General features: G+C 66.8%; 21 protein-coding genes. 7 read left to right on the forward strand and 14 right to left on the reverse strand.

The window, feature by feature from the left end:
• Positions 1-7: 7 nt before the first annotated feature.
• From argS to fumC, 4 genes are all read right to left on the reverse strand, one after another.
• A complete protein-coding gene (gene argS / locus ACMDW7_RS01180) occupies positions 8-1,756 on the reverse strand; it encodes an arginine--tRNA ligase (RefSeq protein WP_377303803.1) in 1,749 nt (582 codons plus the stop codon).
• A gap of 72 nt (positions 1,757-1,828) precedes the next feature.
• Positions 1,829-2,353 carry a DUF4411 family protein gene (locus tag ACMDW7_RS01185; protein WP_377303802.1) on the reverse strand — a complete coding sequence of 175 codons (525 nt, stop codon included), beginning with the start codon at positions 2,351-2,353 and terminating at the stop codon, positions 1,829-1,831.
• Positions 2,354-2,367: 14 nt separating this feature from the next.
• Positions 2,368-3,537 carry an ImmA/IrrE family metallo-endopeptidase gene (locus tag ACMDW7_RS01190; RefSeq protein WP_377303800.1) on the reverse strand — a complete coding sequence of 390 codons (1,170 nt, stop codon included), beginning with the start codon at positions 3,535-3,537 and terminating at the stop codon, positions 2,368-2,370.
• Positions 3,538-3,643: 106 nt separating this feature from the next.
• Positions 3,644-5,050, reverse strand: coding sequence for a class II fumarate hydratase (gene fumC / locus ACMDW7_RS01195; protein ID WP_377303798.1), 1,407 nt, complete (start codon positions 5,048-5,050; stop codon positions 3,644-3,646).
• Positions 5,051-5,381: 331 nt separating this feature from the next.
• On the opposite strand from fumC, the gene ACMDW7_RS01200 reads away from it, so the two are divergent.
• On the forward strand, positions 5,382-6,785 hold the full coding sequence (locus ACMDW7_RS01200) for an alkaline phosphatase PhoX (RefSeq protein WP_377303796.1): 1,404 nt from the start codon (positions 5,382-5,384) through the stop codon (positions 6,783-6,785).
• A gap of 177 nt (positions 6,786-6,962) precedes the next feature.
• A complete protein-coding gene (locus ACMDW7_RS01205) occupies positions 6,963-9,467 on the forward strand; it encodes an ATP-binding protein (protein WP_377303794.1) in 2,505 nt (834 codons plus the stop codon).
• 7 nt (positions 9,468-9,474) lie between these two features.
• On the opposite strand, the gene ACMDW7_RS01210 is transcribed toward ACMDW7_RS01205, so the two are convergent.
• Positions 9,475-10,371, reverse strand: a complete 897-nt coding sequence (locus ACMDW7_RS01210; RefSeq protein ID WP_377303792.1) for an alpha/beta hydrolase — start codon at positions 10,369-10,371, stop codon at positions 9,475-9,477.
• Positions 10,372-10,606: 235 nt separating this feature from the next.
• On the reverse strand, positions 10,607-11,245 hold the full coding sequence (locus tag ACMDW7_RS01215) for a TetR/AcrR family transcriptional regulator (RefSeq protein ID WP_377303790.1): 639 nt from the start codon (positions 11,243-11,245) through the stop codon (positions 10,607-10,609).
• Between the two features lie 126 nt (positions 11,246-11,371).
• On the opposite strand from ACMDW7_RS01215, the gene ACMDW7_RS01220 reads away from it, so the two are divergent.
• Positions 11,372-13,159, forward strand: a complete 1,788-nt coding sequence (locus ACMDW7_RS01220) for a potassium/proton antiporter (protein WP_414859588.1) — start codon at positions 11,372-11,374, stop codon at positions 13,157-13,159.
• Positions 13,160-13,269: 110 nt separating this feature from the next.
• Here the strand turns inward: ACMDW7_RS01220 and ACMDW7_RS01225 are convergent, their stop codons facing one another.
• The 4 genes from ACMDW7_RS01225 to ACMDW7_RS01240 all read right to left on the reverse strand — a co-directional run bounded on the left by ACMDW7_RS01225 (position 13,270) and on the right by ACMDW7_RS01240 (position 18,738).
• Positions 13,270-14,583: an MgtC/SapB family protein gene (locus ACMDW7_RS01225; protein WP_377303787.1), complete on the reverse strand. Its 1,314-nt coding sequence runs from the start codon at positions 14,581-14,583 to the stop codon at positions 13,270-13,272.
• A gap of 44 nt (positions 14,584-14,627) precedes the next feature.
• A complete protein-coding gene (locus ACMDW7_RS01230; protein ID WP_377303786.1) occupies positions 14,628-16,589 on the reverse strand; it encodes an alpha/beta hydrolase family protein in 1,962 nt (653 codons plus the stop codon).
• Between the two features lie 194 nt (positions 16,590-16,783).
• A complete protein-coding gene (locus ACMDW7_RS01235) occupies positions 16,784-18,073 on the reverse strand; it encodes a sensor histidine kinase (RefSeq protein ID WP_377303784.1) in 1,290 nt (429 codons plus the stop codon).
• Positions 18,070-18,738 (reverse strand): response regulator transcription factor, encoded by a 669-nt coding sequence (locus ACMDW7_RS01240; RefSeq protein WP_377303782.1) that lies wholly within the window; start codon positions 18,736-18,738, stop codon positions 18,070-18,072. Before ACMDW7_RS01240 ends, ACMDW7_RS01235 begins: the two co-directional genes overlap by 4 nt.
• 143 nt (positions 18,739-18,881) lie before the next feature.
• Here ACMDW7_RS01240 and ACMDW7_RS01245 point away from each other — a divergent pair, with 143 nt between their 5' ends.
• The 3 genes from ACMDW7_RS01245 to ACMDW7_RS01255 are packed head-to-tail and all read left to right on the forward strand — an operon-like array spanning position 18,882 to position 20,674.
• The gene (locus ACMDW7_RS01245) at positions 18,882-19,151 is read left to right on the forward strand and encodes a PepSY domain-containing protein (RefSeq protein WP_377303780.1); all 270 of its coding nucleotides are present in this window, start codon (positions 18,882-18,884) and stop codon (positions 19,149-19,151) included.
• Positions 19,152-19,185: 34 nt separating this feature from the next.
• Positions 19,186-19,749 carry a cytochrome b/b6 domain-containing protein gene (locus tag ACMDW7_RS01250; protein WP_377303778.1) on the forward strand — a complete coding sequence of 188 codons (564 nt, stop codon included), beginning with the start codon at positions 19,186-19,188 and terminating at the stop codon, positions 19,747-19,749.
• A gap of 10 nt (positions 19,750-19,759) precedes the next feature.
• On the forward strand, positions 19,760-20,674 hold the full coding sequence (locus tag ACMDW7_RS01255) for a cation diffusion facilitator family transporter (RefSeq protein ID WP_377303776.1): 915 nt from the start codon (positions 19,760-19,762) through the stop codon (positions 20,672-20,674).
• Between the two features lie 117 nt (positions 20,675-20,791).
• On the opposite strand, the gene ACMDW7_RS01260 is transcribed toward ACMDW7_RS01255, so the two are convergent.
• From ACMDW7_RS01260 to ACMDW7_RS01270, 3 genes are all read right to left on the reverse strand, one after another.
• Entirely contained in the window at positions 20,792-21,334 is a 543-nt protein-coding gene (locus ACMDW7_RS01260) for a YcnI family protein (protein WP_377303774.1), read from the reverse strand.
• Positions 21,335-21,356: 22 nt separating this feature from the next.
• The gene (locus ACMDW7_RS01265; protein ID WP_377303772.1) at positions 21,357-23,600 is read right to left on the reverse strand and encodes a TonB-dependent receptor family protein; all 2,244 of its coding nucleotides are present in this window, start codon (positions 23,598-23,600) and stop codon (positions 21,357-21,359) included.
• Positions 23,601-23,751: 151 nt separating this feature from the next.
• On the reverse strand, positions 23,752-24,108 hold the full coding sequence (locus ACMDW7_RS01270; protein ID WP_377303770.1) for a DUF2946 family protein: 357 nt from the start codon (positions 24,106-24,108) through the stop codon (positions 23,752-23,754).
• Positions 24,109-24,262: 154 nt separating this feature from the next.
• Here ACMDW7_RS01270 and ACMDW7_RS01275 point away from each other — a divergent pair, with 154 nt between their 5' ends.
• Positions 24,263-24,715: a hypothetical protein gene (locus tag ACMDW7_RS01275; RefSeq protein WP_377303769.1), complete on the forward strand. Its 453-nt coding sequence runs from the start codon at positions 24,263-24,265 to the stop codon at positions 24,713-24,715.
• A 27-nt stretch (positions 24,716-24,742) separates the two neighbouring features.
• Here the strand turns inward: ACMDW7_RS01275 and ACMDW7_RS01280 are convergent, their stop codons facing one another.
• Positions 24,743-25,099, reverse strand: coding sequence for a YnfA family protein (locus ACMDW7_RS01280; protein ID WP_414859589.1), 357 nt, complete (start codon positions 25,097-25,099; stop codon positions 24,743-24,745).
• Between the last annotated feature and the right edge of the window lie 28 nt (positions 25,100-25,127).

A 25,127-nucleotide genomic window follows, 5' to 3' on the forward strand; every position in this document is an offset into this window, starting at 1 on the left:
GGGTGGATCAGACCGCGGCAGCCGCGGCGGGTTCGGTCTCTTCACGGTCCATGCGGTCCGGGGCGCTCATGCCCAGGATGCCCAGGCCGCGGGCCAGCACGCGGCGCGTGGCGGCATACAGGGCCAGCCGGGCGCGCATTGTGGGCTCGTCGTCCACCAGCACCCGCTCAGCATTGTAGGCACCGTGAAATGCCGCGGCGCAGTCCTTGAGCCAGTGTGCCAGCGTGTGCGGCGCGTGGTTGGCAGCAGCGCTTTCCAGCATGGGGCCGAACTCGGCCAGCTTGGCCATGAGCTGCAGTTCCTTGGGCGCGGTGAGGGGGCTCAGGTCGGTGTGCAGCACGTCGGCTTCGCCAATGCCCTTTTCGGCCAGCACCTTGGCGGCCACCGAGCAGATGCGCGCGTGCGCGTACTGGATGTAATAGACCGGGTTCTCGTCGCTCTTGGCCAGGGCCAGGTCGAGGTCGAAGACAAATTCGCTGTCGGCCTTGCGGCTGACCATGAAGTAGCGCACTGCGTCGCGGCCGACCCACTCGATCAGGTCGCTCATGGTCACGTAGCCGCCCTTGCGCTTGGAGACCTTCACCTCCTCGCCGCCGCGCATCACTTTGACCATGCTGTGCAGCACGTAGTCCGGGTAGTTTTTCGGGATGCCCACATCCAGGCCCTGCAGGCCGGCACGCACTCGCGGGATGGTGCCGAAGTGGTCCGTACCCTGCACATTGATGACCTTGGCGAAGCCGCGCTCCCACTTGCGCCAGTGGTAGGCCACGTCCGGCACGAAGTAGGTGTAGCCGCCCTCGCGCTTCTTCATCACGCGGTCCTTGTCGTCCTGGCGCTCGCCGGCATCAATGCCTGTGGTGCGCAGGAACAGGGCGCCGTCCTGCTCGTAGGTCATGCCGCCGGCTTTGAGCCTGGCCACGGTCTCCTCCACCCGGCCGTCGTTGTACAGCGAGCTTTCCAGGTAGAACACGTCAAACTTCAGGCCGAAGGCCTGCAGGTCGCCATCCTGCTCGCGGCGCAGATAGGTCACGGCAAAGCGGCGGATGCCTTCGAGGTCCTCGATGTCACCGGAGGCCGTCACCGCCTCGCCGTCGCTTGCGCTCACGGTCTTCTTCGCGCTGAAGTCGTTGGCGATGTCAATGATGTAGCCGCCGGCATAGCCGTCGGCCGGCCAACCGGGCGACTCCGGCGTCAGCCCCTTCAGGCGCGCCTGCACACTCAGAGCCAGGTTGGCGATCTGGTTGCCCGCGTCGTTGTAATAGAACTCGCGCGTGACCTGTGCGCCCTGGTTGGCCAGCAGGTTGCACAGCACATCACCGATGGCCGCCTGGCGCGTGTGGCCCACGTGCAGCGGGCCGGTGGGGTTGGCGCTGACGAACTCCACCATCACGTGCTTGCCGGCGTGCATCCGGCCGCTGCCAAACGTGGCGTTGTCCAGCACCTCGCGCACCACCGCCTGCCGTGCTGCGGGCGCAATGCGGAAGTTGATGAAGCCCGGGCCGGCGATGTCCATACTCGCGATGAGTCCCGCCACGGCCGCGTCGGCCTTCAGGCCGTCCACCACTGCCTGCGCCACTTCGCGCGGGTTCTTCTTCAAGGCCTTGGCGCAGGCCAGCGCCGCCGTGCAGGCCACATCGCCATGCGAGGGGTCCTTGGGCTGCTCAAGCGTGATGGCGGGCAGCGGCACCTCACCGGCCAGCGGGGCCAGGGTGCGGGTGATGGCGTCGAGGAGGGCTTGGGATTGGTGGGGGAGCATTATCAGAGTTGCGTATGCATGTTTGTTGGCCCGGGCGGACGGTCTTCTGAAATCGGGGCAACAACCTGTGCTTTATCTAGCCGCGGCTTCACGCCAGCGGGTGGAGAATTTGAGTTCGCGGTTTAGCTCAAAGGGGCCTTTGGACTGAACCCCCAGTGCGAGACAAACGTCCGGGACTTTACGATTTGCACGCTTTTTGCCAGGTGCGGAGTTTTCCGATGTCACGATTACTCGATCATTCGGCTTCGCAAGTCCGTACGCGATGAGAAATGGGTCTCGTCCGAGCTGCTCAATCTCATCTTCAGTCAAGTCTGTGGCGTAACCCTCTTCGGTAACTCGCTGCACTAATTTCGGATCGACTTCCTCGTCTAGCAGTAGCGCTGCCTTTACGTGCGGGCGTTGAATCCACTCGTACAAGAGATCCTTCTCGGCGTCTTTGGGACCTTCCTTGATCTCTTCCCAGATTTCCAAAGGAATCTTCACTTGCCCGCTTTCTCCTAAGTGTTGGAGCCAGTCCCAGTACTCTGGAACGGCGTCAAGCGGGTAGTAGTTGTCTTTTGCCGTGATCAGCACGCTGGCATCAAGCAGATAGAGCACCTAGGCCTCCGCCTTCAACCTAATGCAGGTGGCTTCGATAGAAGCGAAGTCACTGAGCGTGGCTTGACACCGAGAACCTTCGCTGCCTTCGTGACGGTTAAGTTGCCATTCGAAAGATTTCGCCGAACAGCACTTAGCATCGCACTGCCGAGGCGGTGTCTCCGCACGGTGTAGTAGTCGGGCGCGCCGTCTTTAGTCTTGGCATCAGCTTTACGCTTTTGCTTTTCCTTAAGCCAACGATTAGTCAGTTCGGCGTCGAGACGCGCCCACCGAGCGTGGCTGACCAATCCGGCCTTCAGCAGCGCGTACGCGACCATTTTTCGGCTCAAGTTTCTTCTGCCGGCGAACTCGGATAGTTCGTCAACCAAGCCTAGGTCCTCGCCCTGGAGCGCATCAGCTAGAGGGTCCAGCTCGACCGCATCCATTAGGAATGCCGCCGCAACCTCATTGCAGAACTTTTCAACTTCCTGATCATCTCGTCCGCCGCTGATTCCAGACTGACCAAGCCAGATGTGCGCTAGCTCATGCAACAGCGTGAATGACCAAGCAGAGCGAGCATCCTGATCATTCAGAACTATGAACGGCGCAATAGGATCGGCTATGGAAAACCCTCTGTATGTTTCAACAGGCAGAGCGCTGTGATAGTTACCAAGATCGCCTACCAAGAGAACGAACACACCAGCTTGCTCGGCGCCCGCGCGTAGGTAACTGAATGCCGCTTCGGTGGTCTTTTGCGCTCTGAATGCATCTCTGTTGACACCAAGTCGAAGTGCAATTGATTCGGCGACGCGTGCTGGGTCACTCGCTAGCGTCTTTGATCCAACGTACGGCAGCGGTTCTAGCGCTCCCTCATCTTCCAGCGCTGACTTCAGCAATTGATGGCGAGCGTTGACATCCCGAATCAGAGCATCTAACAGCGCCTCATCCGACACTGGCGGCTTTGCTGGCAACGTCCGGAAGTCTTGTCCTCGGAATCCCGCTCGTGGTGGGCGCGGGAGGTAGAACGTCAATAGTGGCCGCCTGTAGCGCTTCGCCATCCTGAGAAGCACTGATCGAGTCGGTACCTCTTCCCCCCGTTCGATCTTTATGAGTTTCTCAGCTGAGCCGAGTTCGAGTGCATGCGCGGCTTCGTCTACAGACAAGCCGGAAGACTCTCTAGCCCATTGAAAAACCTCAGGGTTCACTTCGCTGCGCCTAGGCGTTAGGCCAAAAATTGATTCGTAACTGTAATGTTAAGCCGCCGAAACGACTGGATTCTTCTGGGAGTTTCTTGGCTGCGATTCATATCGGCTAGACCATCTCCCCCGGCCGCACCCAAGCCTCAAACTCCTCCTCTGTTACATACCCCAACCCCAACGCCGCCGCCTTCAGAGTCGTGCCCTCCTGGTGCGCCGTCTTGGCAATCTGCGCAGCCTTGTCATAGCCGATATGCGGATTGAGTGCGGTGACGAGCATCAGCGACTGATCGAGCAGTTGGGCGATGCGCGCGCGGTTCGGCTCGATGCCTCGCGCACAGTGTTCCTCGAAGCTGGTGCACCCGTCGGCCAGCAGACGGATGCTCTGCAGGACGTTGTGGGCGATCATGGGCCGGAAGACGTTGAGCTCGAAGTTGCCGCTCGCCCCGCCGATGTTCACGGCCACGTCGTTGCCGAAGACCTGGGCGCAGAGCATGGTGAGTGCTTCGCACTGGGTGGGGTTGACCTTGCCGGGCATGATGGAGCTGCCGGGCTCGTTCTCGGGGATCGTGATCTCGCCGATGCCGCAGCGCGGGCCGCTGGCGAGCCAGCGCACGTCATTCGCAATCTTCATCAGGCTCGCCGCCAGGGTCTTGAGCGCGCCGTGAGCGGCCACGAGCGCATCGGCCGCGGCCATCACCTCGAACTTGTTGGGCGCGGTGACGAAGGGCAGGCCGGTGGCGCGGGCAATCTCTTCAGCTGCGGCCTGCGCAAACTGCGGGTGGGCGTTCAGGCCGGTGCCCACGGCAGTGCCGCCCAGCGCAAGTTCATATAGATGGGGTAGCGCTGCGCGCAGATGCTTGATGCCCTGGTCCAGCTGGGCCACGTAGCCGGAGAACTCCTGGCCAAGCGTCAGTGGCGTGGCGTCCTGCAAGTGGGTGCGGCCGATCTTGACGATGTCGGCAAAGGCGTCGCGCTTGGCGGCGAGCGTGTCGCGCAGGCGCTGCACCGCGGGCAGCAGGCGCTGGCTGATGCCCTGGGCCGCGGCCATGTGCATGGCGGTGGGGAACACGTCGTTGCTGCTTTGGCCGCGATTCACGTCGTCATTCGGGTGCACTTTGCGCGCCTCGCCGCGCATGCCGCCAAGCAGCTCGCTGGCGCGGTTGGCCAGCACTTCATTGACGTTCATGTTGGTCTGGGTGCCGCTGCCGGTTTGCCAGACCGAGAGCGGGAACTCGTCTGCGTGCAGGCCAGTCAGCACTTCATCGCAGGCGGCGACGATGCCGTCGGCCTTCTGCGCATCCAGCACGCCCAGGCGCTGGTTCACGCGGGCGGCGGCGCGCTTCACCCTGACCAGCGCGGCGATCAGCTCGGGGCTTTGCGTCTCGGTGCTGATGGCGAAGTGGTGCAGGGAGCGCTGGGTCTGCGCGCCCCAGAGGCGGTGGGCCGGGACGGCGATCTCGCCGAAGCTGTCGCGCTCCGTGCGGGTGGCGGGTGAGGACGAAGGTGCGCGGCTGGGCATGGTGGCTCCGATCGGCAGATGGCAGTGCGGCGCGGGCCCCGGGGCCCGGTCAGGCAGGCAGCGTAGCGGCTGCACGACCGCGGCGGGTGTATGGGATGGATTGCAAATTCGGACACAAGTGATATGGACGTGAGAGTGCCGAAGAAGTCCTGCAGAAAAGCGGAATACCGCATTTATTCCTTCCAGTAAGCATCAGTAACGGACAAAAATGACATGCGTGATCCCCGAGACTTGCTGCCTGGCGGGTCCCCCGGGCATGCTGCCCCCGGCTTGATCGGCCCGATGTCGTTTCATTCGCTGCTTCCACCGCCTCCTGTGTCCTCAACCGCCCATGACTGATCCTGCCCTGTCCCACGCTCGCCGCCGCCTGCTCCAAGGGAGCGCCGCGCTGGCGGCCAGCCCCTTGGCCGCGGCCTTTGCCCTGGCCGCCACGCCCAAGGCGGTCGGTCAACGCACGCTCGGCGCGTCCGGCTACGGTCAGCTGTTTCCCGTCAAGGACGAGACCACCGGGTTGCCGCTGCTGATGCTGCCCGAGGGCTTCAGCTACCGCAGCTTTGCCTGGGCCGGCGAGCGGCTGGCGGGCACGGGGGAGCCGATGCCCGGTGCGGCCGACGGCATGGGCATCGTGAAGGTGGACGGCGAGGTGTTCACGCTGGTGCGCAATCACGAGATCTTTGGCCAGGACGGCAGCTTCGGCCCGGCGGCCAGCCACTACGACGCGCCTTGCGGCGGCGGCACGGTCACGCTGCGCTACGACCGGCGCGCCGGCAAGCTGCTGGAGGCGCGCGGCTCGCTGTCGGGCACGCTGGTCAACTGCGCCGGCGGCACCACGCCCTGGAACAGCTGGCTGAGTTGCGAGGAGACCGTCTCGCCCGCGGGGCACGGTGGCTTTCGGCGCGGGCGGACCTTTCGGCTGGAGCGCGCACATGGCTTTGTGTTCGAGGTGCCGGCCGAGGGTGTGTCGGACGCCCGGCCGATCACCGACATGGGCCAGTTCATCCACGAGGCTGCGGTGGTGGACGCAAGCGACGGCACCGTCTACCTCACCGAAGACAACCGCCCTGCCGGTTTCTACCGCTTCCTGCCCAGGCAGCGCGGCCAGCTGGGCGCAGGCGGCCGCCTGCAGGCCCTGCGGGTGAAGACCCATCCGGATCTGCGCACCGGCCTGAAGCCCGGCCAGCGCTTTGATGTGGATTGGGTCGACATCGAGCGCCCGGATCAGGGCTGGGAGGCTGCTGCAGACGGATCGAATGCCGGCGGCACCCTGGGTGTGCTGCGCCAGGGCCGCGCCCAGGGCGCGAGCCTGTTCACGCGGCTGGAGGGCGTCTTCGTCAGGCCGGATGAGATCTTTTTCACCTCCACGGATGGCGGCGATGCCAAGGCCGGGCAGGTGTTCCGCTTCGTGCCCTCGCAGCAGCGGCTGGAGCTGTTCTACGAAAGCCCGGGCGCCCGCGTGCTGGACTACCCGGACAACATTTGCCTGAGCCCGACAGGCAGCATCGTCATCTGCGAGGACTCAGGCGCGCCGGTACAGCGCCTCTATGGCCTGACGCGCCAGGGCGAACTGTTCGAGCTGGCGCGCAACAACACCGAGCTGGCCGGCGAGATGGGCTTCATCGGCAGCTTCAAGGGCGCAGAGTGGGCCGGCGCCTGCTTCAGCCCTGACGGCAAGACCCTGTTCGCCAATGTCTATCGGCCGGGCTACACGGTGGCCATCACCGGGCCGTTTGCCTGAGCGGCGCCAGCACGCGTGGCCTGTCGGCGACTGATCGGCTGCAGACGAAACGCGCCCCGCATCCTCGGGCGATCGAGGCCGGCGCCGCGCACAAACAAGAAGAAAACCCGGTGAAACCGCGGCAATGCGGTGCTTCTCAGGCTGTGCGTGTCGGCGCATGACCCATACACTCGGCCTATGCCGCACAGGGGCCACACCCTGGCCGCGCACTGGGGTAGCAGCATGGAGAGGCTCGACCTGCAGCAGGCGCTGCAGACGCTTACAGACCCGCAAGCGCTGATCGATCAGGCCTGGCTCTGGATCTATCTGGAGCCGCTGGGCGCTGCACGGCTGGGCGCGCGCGCCGCGGAGTTGGCAGCGGCGCAGAACGACGCATCGCGCGAGGCCTGGGGCTTGTTCCACGATGCCTTCGGCCACATTCGCTACGGTGACCGTGCGCTTGCCCTGCCCAAGCTTGAGGATGTTCGCGCGCGCTTCAACACCCTGGGTGACCAGCGCGGGCTGTGGATGTGTGAAGAAGCGGACAGCATTCGCCTGCGCCGCGCAGGCAACTTCGAGGAGGCATGGGCTGTCAGCGACCGACTCATGCGCATCCCGCATTCGGAGCGCGGCTGGCCCGACCCCTTCTGCACCCACGTCTCGCATTCCATCAATTCGCGCCTTCTGGGCCGCTTCGAGGTCGCACTGCGCGCGTACTACGGCGGCGTGGAGCTGGCCGAGCAGCACCAGGACCTGTCGCTGGAGTCCGTGGCGGTGGGCAACCTCGGCAGCGTGCTCTTTGACCTCTACAACACCGAGGAGGCACTGCCCTTCATGGTGCGCGGCCTGGATCTTGCCAACCGTGTCGGTTCGCGCCTGGCCATCGGCACCTCGGTGGCCAATCTGCTCAGCGCCTACTACCAGAAGGGCGAGCACGGCAAGGCCATGGAGGTCCTTCAGACCTACATGTTCGACGCGTCCAAGGTCGATCCGAAGCGACTGCCCGAACTGAACACCGAGATTGCAATGACCTATCTGGCGGTGGGGCAGCTGGACGAGGCCGAGTCCTGGCTGAGCAAGGGCGTGGTCAGTGATTCGGCCGCCGGGCCGAACGCAGCGCTCTGGACCTGGGTGAAGGGCCGCCTGCTGATGGCGCGTGGCCGCTTCGAGGAGGCGCGCGAGCTGTGTCAGCGCCGCATCGATCTGCTGCGCAGCCAGCAGGAGTTCGATCTTCCATACGACCTGATGCAGATGTATGGCGTGGTCGGCGGCGCATCGGAGGCGCTGCAGGACTACCGCACGGCGCTGTTCGCGCAGCGCGATGCCTACCAGATGCGCGACCAACTCGTCAGCCGCAGCCTGCGCTCGCAGCGCGCGCTGCTGGAGATGGACCATCAGCTCGAACAGTCGCGCCTCGCCCAGGAGGTCGCGCAGGCGCGTCAGGCCCAGGCAGAAAGCGACCGCGCCCGGCTGGAAGAACTGAATGTTGCATTGGAGGAGGCGCGCAGCTCGCTGGAGCAGCGTGTGGCCGAGCGTACGGCCGAGCTGACCCGCGCCAAGCAGACCGCCGAGGCCGCACTCGAAGCCCGCTCGCGCTTCCTGGCCAACATGAGTCACGAAATTCGCACGCCGCTCAATGGCGTGCTGGGCGTGGCGGACCTGCTGCTCAAGAGCGAACTCGCGCCGCAACAGCGCGATCTGGTGCAGGTGCTGGCCGGCTCCGGGCGCGTGCTGCTCAAGGTGCTCAACGACATTCTGGACTTCTCCAAGATCGAGGCCGACAAGATCGTGCTCGATCTGGAGCCCTTCGAGCTTGCACGCACGATCTCCGAAGTCGGCGAGCTGTTCGCGGCTTCGGCGCATGAAAAGGACATCGATCTCGGCACCCTCGTCGATGTCACGCTGCCCGCGGTCGTGCTGGGCGATTCGGTGCGCATCAGCCAGGTGCTGGGCAACCTGCTGGGCAACGCCATCAAGTTCACCGAGCGTGGCAGCGTGCAGCTGCGCGTGACGCCCGGTGCCGGGCCGGGCAGGGTGCGCTTTGCGGTGCGGGACACCGGGCCGGGCATTGCACCGGCCGCACAGCGCGAGATCTTCGAGCCCTTCCGGCAGGCCGATGCCAGCGCCACGCGACGCTATGGCGGCACGGGCCTGGGCTTGTCGATCGCGCGCGAGCTGGTGCAGCGCATGGGTGGCGACATGCAACTCAAGAGCCAGCCGGGCGAGGGTTGCGAATTCAGTTTCGAGCTGCCCCTGGCGGCGGTGCATGTGGCGCGTGCCCCGGCGCCGGAGAGCCCCTTCGCTGATACCCAGTCCCCCTCACCGGACGGGCTGCGCGTGCTGCTGGTGGAAGACAACGCCGTGAACCAGATGGTGGCCAGCGCCATGCTCAACGAAAGCGGCCACCAGGTCGTGGTGGCCGGCAACGGCCGCGAAGCCGTTGAGATCAGCGCCGAGCAGGACTTCGACGTCGTGCTGATGGACTGGCAGATGCCGGTGATGGATGGCCTTACCGCTACGAGCCTGATTCGCGCGCGCGAGGCCCAGCAGGGCGGTCGGCAGCTGTGGATCATCGGCCTGACAGCCAATGCCATGGTGTCGGACCGCGAGAGTTGCATCGCCGCGGGCATGGACGACTACCTCGCCAAGCCCTTCAGCATGCAGCAGATCCACGCGGCACTGAAGCGCGCGCGCCGAGGCTGAGCACTGCTCAGGCGCCAGCGCGCGCGGGCACGAGCCCCAGCTGCCCGGCGAACCCGCGCACGGCATCAATCACTTCGTCAGCCGCCAGAATGCGGTTGTGGCCATGCCCGCGCGTCGTCAGCAGCTCGGCATGCGGGATCAGCGCCTTGAGCCGCTCCAGATTCTCCGGCCGTACCACGCGATCTTCGAGATCGTGGACCAGCAGCGTGGGCAGGTTCAGGCGCTGCGCGTTGTGTGCGGCCTCCAGGCTGGCCAGGCGCATGCCTGCGCGGGCTTCCAGCGCGGCCTGCATGGGCGCCAACAGTGCTTCAGGCAGATGCACGCCGCGCGCGAATTCGCGCAGCACGGTCTGCAGGCTGGTGGGTGAGGCAATCGAAACGAAGCCGCGCGCCTGCAAGCCACGGGTCAGCGCCATCGCGGCCGCACCGGCGCCCATCGAGTGGCCGATCACGAGATCGAAGGGGCCGTGCACCTGGCCCATGTAGTCCAGCGCCTGCATGAATTGCGGCAGATGCGTGGACAACCCGGTCGAGCGGCCATGCGCTACGTGGTCCAGCGCATGCACCTCGAAGCCGGCCTGATGCAGCGCACCGGCCATCTTCACGAACTGCCGCGCGGCGCCGGCCCAGCCATGGGTGAGCAGCACGCGAGGCGCTGCGCTGTCGGCCGCGGGCAGGCGGTAGGTGCGCAGGCGCCGGCCCTGAAAGGCCAGATCACCGCGCTGCATGGCGCTTGGCCAGGGCGCTCGGGCCAGGCGGGTGTTCACCGCCCACTTGGGCGGCATGGGCGTGCAGAACAGCTGCATGGCCCAGCGGGCGGCAAGCTCGCGGTCCAGATGGCCCACGCTGCGGATGCCCTGCACCGACAGGCGCAGCGCCAGCGGCAGATCTTGCGTGCTGCTCATGCGCTTACCACCAGGCGAGGTCGTCGTTGCTGCTTGGTACTTGCACGATGGTGCTCGCAGCGTTGATCAGGATGCGGCCGCCCACAAGGGCGAAGAGGCTGGCAACAAAGGCATACATGGCTTGAACTCCTTTTTCGCACGTTTGTGCGAATTGAGGTTGACGAGGAGAAGGGAGGCAGTCTGGCGCTGCTAGATGGAAATAGTGTCTCCGGAACGAGGGTCCGCGGGGCGCGGCTCAGTGTCTCTGGCCCGCGGTCTGCGCCGTGCCCGCGGCGCGGTAGCTGTCGATCAGCCGGTGGTAGGCGGTCGCGATGCGGCTTGCGGCACGCTGCTCGCGCAGGAAACGCAGGTCATGCATCACGCCGATCATCAGGCTGTGGATCTCGAAGACCAGCTGCTCGGGGTCGGTGCCGGCCTGCAGCTGGCCTTCGTCGGCCGCCTGAATGATGGTGCGGCGCAGGGCAGCGCGCAGGCGCAGCGTGCCCTCGCGGATGGCTTCCTTGAGCGGGCTGTCGGGCCGGTCGTCGAACTCGAAGGCGCCGGACACGAACAGGCAGCCGCAGCCCTGGGCGGAGCGCTGGATGAAGGCCTGCCAGTTGCGCAGGAAGGCATCGAGACGGGGCAGGCCGCGCGGCTCCCGCATGCCCGGCACGAAGACCTCACGCGTCACGCGGTCTGCATATTCCTGGAGCACGGCCAGCTGCAAGGCCTCGCGCGAGCCCACGCGCGAGAACACGCCGCTCTTGGACATGCCCAGTTTCTGGGCCACGTCATTGATCGACAGCGCATCCAGGCCGTTGTCCGCGGCCAGCTCCAGCGCGGCATCCACGATGGCGGCGCGCGTGAGCTCGGACTTTTCGGTACGTGCTTCCATGGCTTCAATTTAGCACGATCGTCCGAAAAAGCAAGTTGAGGCGTTCTTCCGGCGGGGCTCCGGTGAAACCCCAAGCCGCAAATGCACCCGAATGCATCTGGCGCACTTCGTGCGAGTATTCGTGCCATGGGCACCCTGGATCCGAACCTCATTCTGCTGATTGGCGCGCTGCTGCTGGCCGCCGGCATCGTGCTGGGCGGTCTGTCTTCGCGCTTTGGCGTGCCCTTCCTGCTGGTCTTTCTGGTGGTGGGCATGCTGGCCGGCGAGGATGGCCCGGGCGGGATTGCCTTCAATGACTTCAGTGTCGCCCTGCTGGTGGGCAACCTGGCGCTGGGCGTCATCCTGTTCGATGGCGGGCTGCGGACCCAGTACCGCACCTTCCGCGTGGCGCTGGCACCCTCGCTGGCGCTGGCCACTCTGGGGGTCGCGCTCACAGCGGGCATCGTGGCCGCGGCGGCCAAGCTGCTGTTTGGCTTTGGCTGGCCGGTTGCCCTGCTGCTCGGCGCCATCGTCGCCTCCACGGATGCTGCTGCGGTGTTCTCCCTGCTCAAGGGCAGCGGGGTCCGGCTGAACGATCGCGTGGCCAGCACCCTGGAGATCGAAAGCGGCGTGAATGACCCGATGGCGGTGTTCCTCACGCTGATGTTGATTGAATGGGTCATGCGCCCGGCCGAATTGACGGGCTGGGCGCTCGCCGGGGCGCTGACCAAGCAGTTCGGTCTGGGCACCTTGATGGGGCTGGTGCTGGGTTTTGCGCTGGCCGGGCTGCTGGCGCGCATGCGCAAGCTCGGCGGCAACTTCGAAGGCCTGCAGGCCATCCTGGCCACGGCGGGTGGGGTGAGCCTGTTTGCACTGACCAACCTCTGGGGCGGTTCCGGTTTCCTGGCGGTGTATCTGGCCGGTCTGGTGGTGGGCAACTGGAAGGGCGGCATGAGCGAGGACGCCATGCGCGCGCTCGACGGTCTGGCCTGGCTGGCCCAGAGCGGCATGTTCCTGATGCTCGGCCTGCTGGTCACCCCGCGCGAGGTCTGGCCCCTGCTGCTGCCGGCGGCCGCGCTGGCCGGTGTGCTGATGCTCGTGGCCCGGCCGCTGGGTGTGTGGCTGACCCTGCTGCCCTTCCGCTTTCCACTGCGCGAAGTGGGCTTCATGAGCTGGATGGGCCTGCGTGGCGCGGTACCCATCGTGCTGGCGATCTTCCCGCTGATGGCCGGCGTGCCGGAGGCGCGCACCTTGTTCAACATTGCCTTCGTGCTGGTGCTGGCCTCGCTGCTGATCCAGGGCGCCAGCGTACGGCTGGCGGCGCGCGTGACGGCGGTGGGCCTGCCGCCGCTGCCCGAGCCCACGCGCCAGGCGCGCTGGGGGCGCGCCAGCCACATGATGGAGTTCCGCCTGGCCGAAGGCATGCCGCCGGTGGGCACGACGGCCCAGGACTACGACTGGCCGCGCGGCGTGCAGGCCCTCGCCGTGCGGCGTGTGGAGCACCTCAGCACGGGCGGCAGCGCGCTGCGCTGGATCGACGCGCAGGAAGCTGGCGCGCTCGCGGTCGGCGACGCGATCGTGCTGCTCGTGGCCAACGACGCGCTGGAAGCGGCCGCCCACTGCTTCGACCCAGCGGCGCCCTCACCGAAGCGCGCCCCGGTGGCCGCCCCCGCGGCACAACCAGTGTTTGGCGACTTCGTGCTCGATGGCGACGTGGCGCTCGTGGACGTGCTCGAGCTCTACGGCCTGCCCCTGCCCGACGCGCTGCCGGACAGCGCCCTGAAAGAGCGCGCCTCGCTGGACGCCGTGATCCGCAGCCGCGTGCCGCGTGCCGTGGAAGGCGATGTGCTCAGGCTCGGCGGCATCACCCTCACTGTGCGCGAGATGCGCGAGGGGCGCGTGCTGCGCGTGGGCTTCAAGCTGCCCAACCGCTGATTACCAAATCGGCCATATCTGTATCGAGCCACAAAGTGATGAAGATGACCACCGGAAAAGCGGAAAACCGGATATTTATCCTTTAGAAAATATCAATTTCGGCCGGATTATCAGGTCAGAATTACCGCCACCCAGACCACGACGAGCGTCGCGCCCATGGCTATCGTCATGGCCTGCCCGTAGCGCCGTGACCCGGCGACCCAGGCGACGCCCACCTTGGCCAGCGCATTGGCCGTGAAGGCGAGCCACACCGCCACATGCGCCTGATGCGCCGGGATCGCCCCGCTTTGCTGCAGGGACATCACGCCGCCCGCGGCGGCATGAAAGTCCGCAAAGCCGGCCAGCAGACTGGCCAGTGCCGTACCGGTGCTGCCCAGATGGCGGCTGGCCAGACCCACCAGCACCGTGATCCCGGCCAGCAGCAGCGCAAACAGCACCGCGTGGCGCGCGTTGAACACCTCTGGCTCCACAGCCTGCGTCCCGTCCATCGCGCCGGCTGCCGACGTGGCCGCCCCACGCACCGCCCAGGCAGCCAGCAGCGCGGCGGCCACGGCGCCCGCCGCCGCCACTGGTAGATAGCTTGAGAACAGCGCCGGAGCCACAGCCAGCGTCAGTGCCAGCAGCTGCAGCGGCGTGGCCACGCAGGAGGCGAGCGCTCCGGCCAGCGCCGCGCGTTCCAGTGGTTCGGCTGCCGCGCTGCCGGCCTGCGCCGCATCGCGCGCCTTGCGGCCCATGGACGCCACCGTGGCCGTGGACGACACGAAGCCCGAGGCCAGCCCGGCCAGTGCCAGCCCGCGCTGCGCACCCATCAGACGCAGCGCCACATAGCCCGCGGCCTGCAGCAGCATCAGCAGCACCGCAAGCCGCCATAGCGAACGCGGATTGATGCCGCCGAGCGCCGCGATCGGCGCATCCGGCGTGAGTGGCAGCACGATCAGCACCGCCGCCGCGAGCAGCAATCCATCCCGCACCTCGTGCGCGGCCAGTGTGCGCGTGGTGAAGCGGTGCAGCATCTCGCGCGAGGCCAGCAGCAGTGCGACGGCCACGCCCAGACCCGCTGCCAGGGCCGGATGCGGCACCGCCAGCAGGCCCAGCAGGTAGGTCGCGAAAAGCGCGATCTCGGTGGTCACGCCAGGATCGGTGTCCGTGGAGCGCACGTAGGCCGCGACCACCAGCGCGCCCACTAGCAGCGCACCCACCACAGCCAGCGCCACCCCCAGCAACTGCGCCACCGCACCGGCCAGCGCAGCCATCGCAAAGGAGCGAATGCCCGCAAAGCCGTGGCCGCCGCCCTCTGCACGCGCGCGATCCTTGCGCCGCTCGCGCTCCAGGCCAATGAGCAGGCCGATGCCTAGTGCGGTGGCCAGGCCGATCAGGCTGCCCTCCGGCAGCCCCGCGGGCTGAAGAAACTGCGCAACAGTCATGGCGTGATTGTCTTACGCCACGGCCGACGCTGCCTTGCTCTGGCTCAGCGTGCGTTCTTCAGGTTCACATCCAGGAATCGCTCGACCTTGGTCCAGAAGTCGATGCGGTTGGCGGCCTTGCTCCAGCCGTGGCCTTCGTCCATGTACATGATCCACTGGGCCGGGTTGCCGGCGCGCTCCAGCGCGTCGCGCATGCGTTCGCCATGCTCCAGCGGCACGCGCCAGTCGTGCTTGCCGTAGGCCAGCAGCACCGGCCGCTTGATCTGGCCGGCGAGGTTCACGGGCGAGGTCCGGCGCAGCTGCTCGGCATCGGCCTTCGGGTCGCCCAGCAGGCGCGGCAGGCCGAAGCGGCGGGCCACCTCGGAGGTATCGCCCACACCCTTGACGAACATGTAGGGCAAATCCGTGGGGCCGACCCAGCTCACCGCGCAGCGGAAGGTGTCGCCCTGCGTGGCCACACCCATCAGTGCGGCGTAGCCGCCGTAGCTCGCGCCGGCGATGCAAACGCGCTTGCCGTCCGCATGACCCTGCTCAGCGGCCCAGCGCGCAGCGTCCTGAAGATCGGCCTGCATGGCCAGGCCCCATTGCTTCACGCCTGCCGCGAAGTGCTTGCGGCCAAAGCCTGCACTGCCGCGGAACTCGGGCTGCAGCACGGCGTAACCGCGCGATGCGAGGAATTGCACCTCGCTATCCCAGTCTCCTGTGCTGCCGCGCACCCAGGGGCCGCCGTGCACCAGCACCACCAGTGGCGGTGGGCCGCCTGCGGGCAGCTCGCGCGGCAGGGTCAGCCAGACGGGGATGTTCATGCCGTCGCGCGCCTTGAACTGCATCAGGCGCGTGGGCGCCAGCGCGCGGGCGCTCACCTCGGGCAGGGCATTGCCCAGTCGTGCGGTGATCTTGCCGGTCTTGGCATCCAGCACGAACCACTGATCGGGCTGCGTGCTGGAGCTGCTGCTCACGAGCATGAAGTCCGTAGTAGGCGTACGCGGTACATGCAGGCGATTGATGAGGCCCGGCAGCGCTGCATCTACACGCGCCTGCAGCTGCTGCAGCTCCGGCTTGAGCCACAGCGTGGTGGGGCGTTCGGCCACATAGTGGACACCCACCAGCTCGCCACGGGACTCCACAAAGCTTGCGCCCACGTCAAAGCGGTCGCTGGACAGGATGGGCTTGTCGGCCAACTTGCCGCTGGCGATATCGAAGGTGAACAAGCCGAAGTGTTCACGGCCCACATTGCTCACGACGATCAGCTCGCCCGTCGGCGTGATGTGGCGCGGGTAGATCGCGTTCTCGTTGAGCAGGCCGTTGCGGTGCACATCGCGCCAGGCGCCGCCAGGCGTACGCACCATCACGACGGTATCGGTCCCGTCGCGCCGCGTGGCGGCGAGGATGTCGCCCGTGCTGTCGAACACCCAGTCGGTGCTGCGGCGTGGTGTGTCGATGTCGCGCCGGTGTCCGGTGACCGTGTCGACGGCGAAGAGATCGGTGTAGTCCGTGTCACCCCGGCCGGTGGACACATCTACCGTGCCGAAGATCTCGTTGGGGCGCGGGCCGGGGCGGGCCAGTAGCGCCTGAACATACGCGCGCTGGAAGTTGTCGCGCCGGTTGCTGCCGTCAAAGTCGATGGCAGCAACCTTGCCACTGAGCTGCATGTCCGAAGCCGCGGTGATCGGCGGATTCATGATGTAGACAATGCGCCGCTCATTGACCCAGTTCACGTAGCTCAGGTACGAGCCTTCGGACAGCAGGGAGAGCGTGGGCTTCATGCTCGCCAGATCGATCACCACGAGTCGATCGCTCTCTGCGCTTTCACCGAGGACGAGCGCCACATGGGCACCCGTCGGTGACAGGGTCGCGGACTTCAGCGCCGGCTCGCGGAACAGGGCTTGCAGGCTGGGAGGCTGTGCCGCCGCCGGTGCAGGCGCAGGCTGTGCCTGTGCCGTGCCCCAGACGAGCAACAGCACAAGGATCAAGTGAAGGAAAGCAGGCAGAGACGATGGGCGCATGGATGAACAGTTGAATGGAAGAGCAGGGGGCTGGGTATCGAGCGACATCAGCCGGCGCCGATGGTAGGTGGGATCCGACGCTCAACCCAACTCTCGATTGCCCGGGGGTGTGCGCCGCGCCTGAACTACATGCGTGGGTGTAGTTGATCGACCCCGACGCACCGGATGCCGGGCAGCACGGTATTCAGCGGCCTTCAGGCGGGCGGCCAGACGAGCCGGACCTCGCGCTCACTGCCCAGTCGGGTTGCGTCGAGTTCTGCGCCATGCGCGCGGGCGATTTCCGCCACAAGGCTCAACCCCAGTCCGTGCCCGGCATCGGGCGCGCCATCGCGCACGAAGGGCTGCATCAGGCGCTGGAGGTCGTCGGGGCGGATGCCCTCGCCATGGTCGCGAACGCCGATGGAGCGATCGGTGACGTGCAGACTGACGGGTGGACGGCCATGGCGCCGTGCGTTGTCGATGAGGTTGCGCAGCGCGATCAGGATCATGTCGGGATCGCCCTCGATGGGCGCGTGCGCTGCATGCAGATCCAGATGCACCGGCTCGGCCTGTGTGCCGAGTTCGTCGGCGGCGAGGCGTGCCAGCTCAACAAGATCGACCGGTTCGCGGCGCAGGCTGCCCGCTCCGCGGACGCGGGCAGTGTCGAGCAGGCGCAGCGCCAGACGTTCCAGGCGATCAAGCTGGCTCTGCAGGCGCGCAAGCTTGTCACGTTCGGCGCTGCCCGGCTGCAGCAGGGCGCCCAGACGCTGCGCCTGGGCGCGTGCCGCGGCTAGTGGTGTACGCAGTTCATGGGCAGCCTGGGCAGCGAAGGCCTGCTCCGCCTGAAGCAGGCGGCCGACGCGATCGAACAGTGCATTGATCGATCGGCGGACCGGCTCAAGCTCGCTGCCGGCGTCGATGAGGGTGAGCGGCGTCAGCTGATGGGGCTCGCGCGCATCAAGCTCCGCACCCAGCGCACGCAGCGGCGCAAGCCCGCGGCGCAAGCCGAGACTGAGCAGCGTCGCTGCAATCGGCAGCAGCACCAGCAGGGGCAGCACCAGCGCAAGCACGCTGCTGCGCAGCGTGGCATAGCGGTGGCTGACGGGCTCGGCTACCACCGCCCGGCGGCGGCCATCGTCACGCGTCACCACGGCCAGGCGGCGCCCGCCCGCTTCGTGCATGCCATCAGCGAGCCCTGCGGCCAGTGGGGTGTCTGGCGCCTGATGCGAGCGCAGACGCAAGCGGCCACGGGCATCGAAAAGCTGATAGATCACGTACTCCTCATGCTCGCCGACCTCCGCAACCAGCACGTCGTCTTCTTCGCTGTTGTGCTGCATCGGCAACACCAGCAGGCGCTGCGCCGTCTCGGTCAGGGCGCTGTCCAGCACTTCGCCAGTCTCATGCCAGAGCGCAAGGGCTGCCAGCGCGCTGGCCGACAGCCAGAGCGCAGCCAGTGCACCCAGCAGGCGCCAGCGGATGGCCCGCTCGATGCTGCCGCTCGTCACGTCGGCGCTTCGTCGTCCGGCGCATAGCGGTAGCCCAGTCCGCGCTGCGTGTGGATGGCCTGTGCGCCGAGCTTCTTGCGCAGGCGGCTGATGATCACCTCGAGCGAGTTGCTGTGCGAATCCGACAGGCCCGCATCGATCAGGCCGTCTTCGAGATCCGTGCGGCTGAACACGTGCCCCGGGTGTCGGGCCATGCGCTCGAGTACGGCCCACTCCATGGCAGTGAGCTCGATGGTCTCGCTGCCGCGCAGGGCGCAGCGCCGCGCCGCATCCAGGCGCAGACCATCGGCAGCGGGGGCAGAAGCCGTGGTACGCCGCATCACGGCGTCGATGCGGGCCAGCAGCTCGTCGAGGTCGAAGGGTTTGACGAGATAGTCATCCGCACCCGAGCGCAATCCGGCAATGCGGTCTGCTACCTGCACGCGCGCCGTGAGCACCAGCGCCGGTAGATGCATCCCGGCCTGGCGCCAGCGCGTGAGCGCCGCCAGTCCGTCGCCATCGGGCAGGCCAAGGTCGAGCAGCAGCAGGTCCGGCACATGTGCGGCCAGCCAGTCGCTTGCATGCGCGAGGCGCTTGACCCAGTGCACGCCATGGCCGGCGTCCTCCAGGTGCTCGGCCACGGCCTGGCCCAGGTCGATGTCGTCTTCGATGAGAAGAATCTGCATGGTTGGATTCTTGCGCCTCGCGTCCGTGGAGTCTGAACAGAGGATGAACAACGCCACGCAATCCGTTCGCGATTCAGCTTCGGTTCAGTCGCGGCGCCCACACTGCATCTGCCTTCAACACCCCTCACGAAAGGACATCCATCATGAAGCGCATCGTCACCCTGTCTGCTATGGCCCTTGCATTGTGTGCGAGCTTTGCCGCATCGGCCTCTGACAAATGTCAGGCCGGCCCCAAGGACCAATGGCAACCCAAGGAGGCCCTGGAGAAGAAGCTCGGCGCCGAGGGCATCAAGGTCAAGCGCATCAAGGTCGAGGACGGCTGCTACGAGGTCTACGGCACCGATGCCAAGGGCAAGCACATCGAGCAGTACTACCACCCCAAGACGCTCGATGTGGTCAAGCCCAGAGGCTGATCGGCCGGTCCATCCCCAATTCAGGAGCATCCTCATGGACACAGCATCCGCAGACGCAAATCGCCAGCACCGGGTCTGGGACCCGCTGGTTCGAGTCATTCACTGGGCGCTGGTGGCCGGCGTGGCGGCCGCGTGGATCACGAGCGAGGCCGGGCGGCCGCTGCACGAGCCGATCGGCTATGTCATTGCGGCCGCTGTGGGCCTGCGCCTGATCTGGGGTCTGATCGGCTCGCGCTATGCGCGGTTCACGCAGTTTCTGCGCGGACCGCGTACTACCCTGCAATACGGCACGCAGGTGCTGCAGGGGCGAGCACGGCGCTACGTGGGCCACAACCCGCTGGGCGCATGGATGATCATGACCCTGCTGCTGGCACTGGCGGTCACGGCCGGCACCGGCTGGCTCATGACCTTGGACCGCTTCTTCGGCGAGGAGTGGCTTGAGGAGGTGCACGAGGCTGCCGCCAGCGGGCTGCTGATCCTGGCCGGGCTGCATGTGGCTGGCGTCATCCTGTCGAGCTGGCAGCACGGCGAGAATCTGGTGCGTGCAATGATTGACGGACGCAAGCGCGCCGCCGCTGTGGGCGACGTGGACCGCTGAACCGACGCCCATGCCCCTGCCCGCCCTGCCCGACGACGATCCGGAAATCGACCCCAGCGCGAGGCAGGCCGCCGCGCAGCGCAGCACCTGGGTGAGCGTGGGCGTGAATCTGCTGCTGTCGGCCGGGCAGCTGGCCGCCGGGTTGGTGGCCCATTCGCAGGCGCTGGTGGCCGATGCGCTGCACTCGCTGTCCGATCTGCTGTCGGACTTTGTGGTCCTGATTGCCAACCGGCACAGCGGCAAGGCGGCTGACGAGGACCACCACTATGGCCACCACCGCTACGAGAACGCAGCTTCGCTGGTCATCGGCGCGCTGCTGCTGGGCGTGGCGGCGGGCATGCTCTGGGCCGGCGTGAACAAGCTGGCGGCGCCGCACACGATCGCCACCGTTCAGCCGCTGGCGCTGTGGGTGGCCGGCATCGCCCTGCTGGCCAAGGAGGGGCTGTTTCGCTACATGCTGGCCGTGGCAAAGCGGGTGCGCTCGTCGCTGCTGGTGGCTAATGCCTGGCATGCGCGGTCGGATGCCGCCTCGAGCCTCGTGGTGCTGGCGGGCATCGGCGGCAGCCTGCTCGGCTATCCGGTCCTGGACCCGATCGCGGCGCTGATTGTCGGTCTGATGATCCTGCGCATGGGCTGGCGCTTCACCTGGGACGCGCTGCATGACCTCATGGACCGCTCCGCCAGCGAGGAGGACAACCGCCGCATTGACGCCATCATCCGCGCCACGCCGGGCGTGCATGGTCTGCACGACCTGCGCACGCGCCGGGTGGGCGACATGATTCTGGTGGATGTGCACATCGAGGTGGCCGACACGCTGAACGTGCGCACTGGCCACGACATCGCGCTGGCGGCGCGCAAGGCTGTGATGGACGCGCTGCCGGTGCTCAATGTGATGACGCACGTGGATCCGGTCAAGGTGCCGTAGTCACAATTTCGGCCAGAAAAATCGCATCGCCAATAAGCCTCAAGAAGTCCGCCAATAAAGCGGAAAGTCGCATTTGGCCGAATAAAAATAATTTCTATTCGGCCATTGAGACTGCACCTACTCGTGCTTGTGCACCGTCGCCGGCGCTGCAGCGGGTTCCGCCCGCGGCGTCAGTGTCAGCTCGGCCGCCGGCTCCTTGTAGTCGCGGATGGTCTTGCCCGGCTCGGGAATCGCCACCCAGTCGTGCCGGCCCTTTTCGCAGACCTGCTCGACCTTGAAGTAGATCTTGCCCGGCGTGGCCGGCAGGCGGCCCATGATGATCAGTTCGTCGTAGTGGGCGTCGAGCAAGGGACCGCCGCGCCAGGTGACCACGCGCACGTCTTCGGTGATGGTCTTGCCGTGGGTCTCGTAGGGTTTGGCCAGCTTTTCGCTCTGGGTTTCGAGCGTCCAGCCTGGCTTGGGTTGCGGGCGGGCGCGCTGAAAGCCCTCGGGCAGCGTGACCTTGACCTCTCGGGTGGGCGAGCCATCGCAGCCATGCGTGAGCATGAAGGTGGCCTTGTAGTAGCTGCCGGCCTCGGCCGTGCGCTGCTCGAGCACGATGTGGGCCTGGGCGTTGAGGGCGGCGAGCAGGCCGGCGGCGAGGATGAATGAGGTCTTCATGATGCGGTGTCCTTCTCTTGAATCAGTTGAACTTGAACTCGATGCCGGCATACACCGCTCTGCCATCGCCCGGCAGGAACTGCGCGGTGTCGCGGCCTGCAGCGTCGCGCACCACGCCGGTGGTGCTGGCGTACTTCGTGTTGGCCAGGTTGCGGCCCTCGATGAACCACTTCCAGTGCTTCTCGGGTTCGCCGCCGACGCGCAGGCCGTACACCGTGTAGGCATCGGCAAACCAGCTGCGTGCAAAGTCCACTGCATGGCCGCTGGCGTGCTGGGCGTTCACGCTCAGGCGCAGCGCGGAGCTGAAGCGCCAGCCGGCCTCCAGCCGCGCCGTGCGTTCCGGCAGACCGGGCAGGGGGCGGTTGCCGTAGGTGGGGTCGCCATCAAAGGTGTTGCGCGACAGCTTGGCCACGGCGCGCCAGTCCAGCGCCCCATGCTGCCCGCCCACACCGATCTCAAGGCCGCGGCGCAGGGTGCGCGGTGCATTCACCGTGATGCTGGCGCCGACCACGTTGGTTGCGATCTGCAGCAGTTCGTCGGTGATGCGCGCCTCATAGGCGGCCACGTCCCACTGCAGCGCGCCGCTGGCGAGCTTCGATGTGCCGCGCGTGCCCACCTCCAGGGTCTTGCCGCGCTGCGCCCGCGTGATCACCGGCCGCAGGCCGCCGGCGAGTTCGCCAAAGCTGGGCGGCTCGTAGCTGGCTGACCAGTTGCCGAAGAGCTGGATGTCCTTGCCTATGGCGTAGATGGCGCCCAGCTTGGGCACCGTGCCGCTGTAGCGCACGTTGAAGCTTTCGCTCACCGGATCCGCTGGCGTCCCGGCGATGAAGCGGTCTTCCAGCTGCCGGCGCGCCGTGACGCGGGCCGCGCCGGCGCTCAGCTGCAGCGCTGGCAAGACACTCAGCTGGCTTTCGGCATAGAGCACATCCGTGCGAGCCAGTTGCCGGCTGGCGTTGGTGCGCGCGCCGCGCTGGCCGCCTACGTTCAGCCAGCGGTCTTCATCGGTGGTGCCGCGCGCCGGGTTGTAGCCCAGGGTCAGGCGCTGCTGCAGGCCGAGCACGGGTGCGCTGTTCACGTAGCGCAGCTCCGCCGTGGTGTCGCGGTTCTTCTGGTCGATCACCTGGAAGATCGGGTGGAACAGACTTTTGTCTGACGCGCTCCAGAACACCTCGATGCGCTGCTCGGCATCCGGCGCCCACACGGTCTTGTTGGACACGCGCGTCCAGCGGATGTCGCGCTTCTGGTCGCCGGTGATGTTGGCCGGGTTGGCGGCGCGCGGGTCGGCGTTGAGCTGCGCTTTGGTAATGGAGCCGGGCAGCTCGGAGTCACTGTCCGCCCAGCCGATGTAGAGCCGCGTTTCCAGCTTCCGGTCGATCATCCAGCCCAGATTGGCAAACAGGCGCCTGGTGTCTTGCACGGCATGGCGGCGGAAACCGTCCTGCGCAAACAGATTGGCAGCCAGATAGGCATCGAAGTGTTCACCGGCATAGCCGCCCGACACCAGCGTGCGCCGGTAGCCGAAGCTGCCAAGTTCCTGGCGCGCGTCCAGCGCGTCGCTGTTGAAGCCGTTGGGGCTGACGAAGTTGATCGCGCCACCGAGCGTGGCCGCGCCGTACTGCAGGGCGTTGGCGCCGCGCCAGACCTCGATGTAGCGCGCCGAGAGCGCGTCGATCGCCTGGAAGTCGAAGCCACCGTCGGCCAGATTCATCGGCACGCCGTCCTGCATGAGCTTCAGGCCGCGACCATGGAAAGTGCGCTGCAGGCCGCTGCCGCGAATCGACAGGCGCGTCTCTTCCGCCCCAAACCGGGGCTGCGCCAGCACGCCGGGCGCAAAGGCCAGGGCGTCGGCCAGGTTGGCCACGCGGCCGTCGCGGTAGCTGTCGGCGTCGATCACGCTCACGCCGCCCGGCGTGGTGTTGATGCGATCACGCGCCGTGCGTACATCCGGCTGGGTGAGGGTGGACTTGTCCTTGTCGCGGCGGGAGGTGACTTCCACGCGGCCGAGCTGGGTGCTTGCCGGCGCGGCGGCGGGCGTGCCTGAAGTGGGCGCGGAGGGGGCGGCCTGAGCGGCGGTGTTCAGCCCGGCGCCCGCTGGGGCGGCTGCCAGGACGGCAGCTGCGCGGGCCGGTTGGGGCTGGGTGGCGGAAGGCGTTGTCGGCGTGGGTTCGTCATCCATGCCGCAGTCACAGGCATGGGCGGGCAGGGTCGTGCACAGCGTCAGGCCGGCGGCGGCCAGCGCAGCGCTCAGGGTGGAGCGTTGAAACATTGGAAAGATTCACTCTGCAGGCGGCTGTCCGCTTATCTGGCGCGGGTCTTCAGGCTCTTTGGCTTGAAGAGGCGCGCCAATGCTGGATCGAGCCGCAAAAATGCGGGCGTACACCTCGCGCAGCAGGCGAGGGCACGGGTTCAGCACAGGGTCAGAGTGAGGCGGGCGGGGCGCGCGGTGCGGCGTCGCTCAAGCGCGCCGTGGCACCCCAGACGGGAGATTCAAGCGGGTAGCGGGTCGCGTCCTGACCCACCGGCAGCGGCAGCGTCGCGAGCGCATGCGCCAAACCCGGCGCACCGGCCGGGCCGCAGGCGCCACAGCAGTCGTGCTGGTCATGCGAGGCATCCGGCGCCTGGATGCCCAGGTCCACCGCAATCAGGATCTTGGCCCCCGAGGGCGCGCAGAGCTCCTGCAGCATCGTCCCGCGCTGCGCCTTGGCGGCGAGCGACACCATGGGCGCTGTGGCCAGCACCAGGGCGAGGAGGGGAATCAGCCAGCGGCGGAACATGGCGCGCAGTGTAAGCCGTGCGAGTTGGCGCACTTTGTCGCGGATCAGCGACGGGCAATGCGCGCTGGCGCTGCAGTGCATGACAAGCGGCGAGTTCGCCACCCACAATCCGTCGGCACCTGCACGATCAGGTGTCGATGGGAGGAATCCAACAATGGCAGAAACCAAGTTGCGGATGGGCTTGTTCTCCGCATTTACCTTCGATGATCAGGCGTCGTGCGAGAAGGCGATTCGCAATGGCGGCATTGCAGCGCTGATCTCGGCCGGTCTCACGGCCGTCTTCGCAGTGATCGGACTGTCCACGACCTCGGATGATCCGAGCATGCGGATGTATCTGAATCCGTGGTTGTTTGTGGATGCTGCCATCCTGCTGGTGCTCGCGTACTTCATCTTCCGCAAGAGCCGTACGGCCGCGACGCTCACGTTCGCCTACTTCGTGTTTTCCAAGGCAACGACCTGGTACGACGCGGGCGCGCCCAAAGGCGTCTTTCTTGCGCTCGTGTTCTTTCTCTTCTACTTCACGGCGATGCGCGCGACCTTTGTCTGGCACAGCCGCTACAAGAACACGACCGAATCCGAGTCTGCGAACCCGGCGGCTCAGCCCTAGTTAGTGATCATGTGCGCGCCCGCCGGCTCAGACCGAGCGCGGCCCAAACATGATCACCGCCATTCCCGCCAGGCACAGTCCCATGCCGATCCAGTCGGCCGGTGCGGGCTTGATGGCGTCCACCGCCCACAGCCACAGGATGGCCACCGACACGTAGACGCCGCCGTACGCGGCATACACGCGGCCGGAAGCCTGCGGGTGGAGGGTGAGCAGCCACACAAAGAGCGCGAGGCTGGCCGCTGCAGGCAGCAGCAGCCAGACGCTGCCGTTCTTCTTGAGCCAGAGCCAGGGCAGGTAGCAGCCGACGATCTCGGCCACCGCGGTGGCGGTGAACAGCGCCAGCGTGCGCAGCGCACTGCCGAGATCAACGTCGCCCAGCATCATCGACGGAGCGGTCTCGGCAGGCGGCGCT

Origin of the sequence: Piscinibacterium candidicorallinum (assembly GCF_047549485.1) — a bacterium.
GTDB lineage: Bacteria > Pseudomonadota > Gammaproteobacteria > Burkholderiales > Burkholderiaceae_C > Piscinibacterium > Piscinibacterium candidicorallinum.